Source organism: Bradyrhizobium sp. (assembly GCF_035570375.1).
Lineage (GTDB): Bacteria > Pseudomonadota > Alphaproteobacteria > Rhizobiales > Xanthobacteraceae > Bradyrhizobium.
This window is the reverse complement of the sequence record NZ_DATMLW010000144.1, coordinates 1-2,006: the sequence shown is the minus strand read 5'-3', so window position 1 is coordinate 2,006 and position 2,006 is coordinate 1. Positions and strand designations below refer to the sequence as shown.

1 protein-coding gene and 2 pseudogenes are annotated in these 2,006 nt (G+C 63.7%); 2 read left to right on the top strand and 1 reads right to left on the bottom strand.

The genetic code is table 11. The features are described from left to right. Nucleotides 1–858: hypothetical protein (locus VNX23_RS15270; RefSeq protein ID WP_325631335.1), on the top strand; the 858-nt coding region annotated here is incomplete at its 5' end. 114 nt (nt 859–972) lie between these two features. Here VNX23_RS15270 and VNX23_RS15265 read toward each other — a convergent pair. Continuing rightward, nucleotides 973–1,245: pseudogene (locus VNX23_RS15265) on the bottom strand (hypothetical protein); the annotation flags it as partial. Nucleotides 1,246–1,493: 248 nt separating this feature from the next. Between VNX23_RS15265 and VNX23_RS31190 the strand changes: the two are divergent. Next, nucleotides 1,494–1,661 (top strand): annotated as a pseudogene (locus tag VNX23_RS31190) (transposase); the annotation flags it as partial. Nucleotides 1,662–2,006 lie beyond the last annotated feature (345 nt).

Sequence of the window (2,006 nt, the reverse complement as noted above, 5' to 3'; positions counted from 1 at the left end):
CTGCACGATGTCCGCCGGATCGCCTGGAGCGATTCCGTACCGGAAACGGTGCGCGCTTCCGCGGTTGCGCATGTCGAGCGTCCGGCCTTGGAACTGGCGCTGCTCGCCGCTTTGGAACGAATGTCTGGATTTAAAATCGTTCCCTCGCCCACCACTCACACCGCCGATCCGGGTGAACGCGTGATTGACGCAACGGGCCGCCGGGCCGTCTCCGCGACGCGAACCACCGGCCTGGCAAAACCCTGGATCGCGCGCGTGTTTTCCCGGTATGGCGTGTTCGACAAGGCAGACCAGGCCTTCCGGTTGGCCGCGCTCCCCGCCGGATATGCCTACCGGCTCGCGAGTCCGAGGCTGCTCGCGATCGGGGTGGTGGTCAGCAAATCCGCGGGAAGCATGAGCCCTAAAGACGTTGAGAAATATGTTCACGCGGCCGGCGCGGGCTGGGTGCTGAAAGGCCTTGGCTCTCTCGATTCAATCCAGGCCGGAAAAGGCGGCGTCGCTTCCGTTCAGTGGAGCGCCGGCCCCGCCGCGCCGCTGAGAGTGGGCGACGCGTCACTGGCGCGGGACTCGTTATCGGCGCAGGGATTGTGCTCCGGCATTTCCGACGCCATCTCGCTCGTTCGAAATTCCGGCCATGCCGACCGGTGGCCTGATCGCGAACGTGAACAGTTGAAGCGCCACCTGGCATTTTTGGCCAACGCAATGGAGCGTTCGCGTTTTCGGGCGGAAAAGCCATGGGCCGAATATCGGCGGTTTCTGGAGCGAGCGTCAGGATTGCCGCGGTCCCTGGGCGGGGCAGGCGCCGGCCATCGGCGCTGGCAATATCCGCACCCGCAGCCCGAAGCACCGGCGAACTAAGCGGCAAGCTCTCGCGGCATTGTCAGATTAACTCGCGGCAAGCAAAGGGAGTTTGAACCAGGATCGATGATCAAGCTGCCGCGACAGCATTGCGCCATTCGCTCGACGCTTCGGATCGAGGCGCGCGCCGAGCGCCGTCGAGCCCACCAGATCGCAGAACATCACCGTCAGCTGCCGGCGTTCGGCCTCGGCTGGCGCTGGTGCATCGCGCGGTGCCACCGTTGCCGAGGCAGCGGGCGCCGTAGCGCCGAGCGCGGCAATCGCATCGAGCAGCCTGCGGCGATGGCCTCCAAGCACCACGCCGAAATCTTTGAGATCCTCCGCCGAGAGCTTCGGCAGCGCGTTCCAATCGATTTCGTTGTCGCGCAACGCCGGCACAGAGCTCAAATCCCTCGATTATCTTGGTGTCGAACTGGCTGGCGGCGGTCTCGCTGCGAGCAATGGCCAGTGCTGTTCTCCCGTCGGACACCCCACCCAACGCCTTCAGCCGCAGCATCGCTGCGACCTCCTCCGGCCTCTGCATCGCCTCTCTCCGCGGTAACTCCCCCCGCGGAGCCTGTACCGTTTCTTCCATCCTCAGACCCTCTCCTCAGCGAGGGGGTCCAGTTCTCAATGTCGCCAAGTGTCCAGTTTTATCTGTCACCCGACAGCTCACGATCACCGGTGTCAATCTGATCGTCGCCGCCGGTCTCGTGGCGGCAATCGGCGATGTGCGCCGCTTCACCAGTCCGCAGCAGCTGGTCAGCTATGTCGGCCTGAACCCGCGAGTGCGGCAATCCGGTCTCGGGGTTGCCCAGCATGGAGCCCCCGGGTTATCGGCCAGGGGTTTCGCTTGAAAGTGCGGCGGTTTCCTTGTGACGGCGCAGTATCCACGCCAGGCTCAGATGCCCTCTCGATCTCTTCCGCTATTTGTTCGTGCCGGGTGATTTCTACATCAACGGCGAGCTCGACATCTTGATCAAGTTCGCAGTGGACTCTCTCCTGGAGAGAGACGGATTCGAACTCTCGGTCCCCCGGTCGCGAAAGGGTGATTCCGTTTGGCGAAGGGGAAGCGGGGAACGATCACGGAGATGACAAGAGGCAGTTCCGAGACGTGTGGACCTTAAGCGGGACCGAGGGTTCGAATCCGGCTCCCTCCAGCAGCCAGT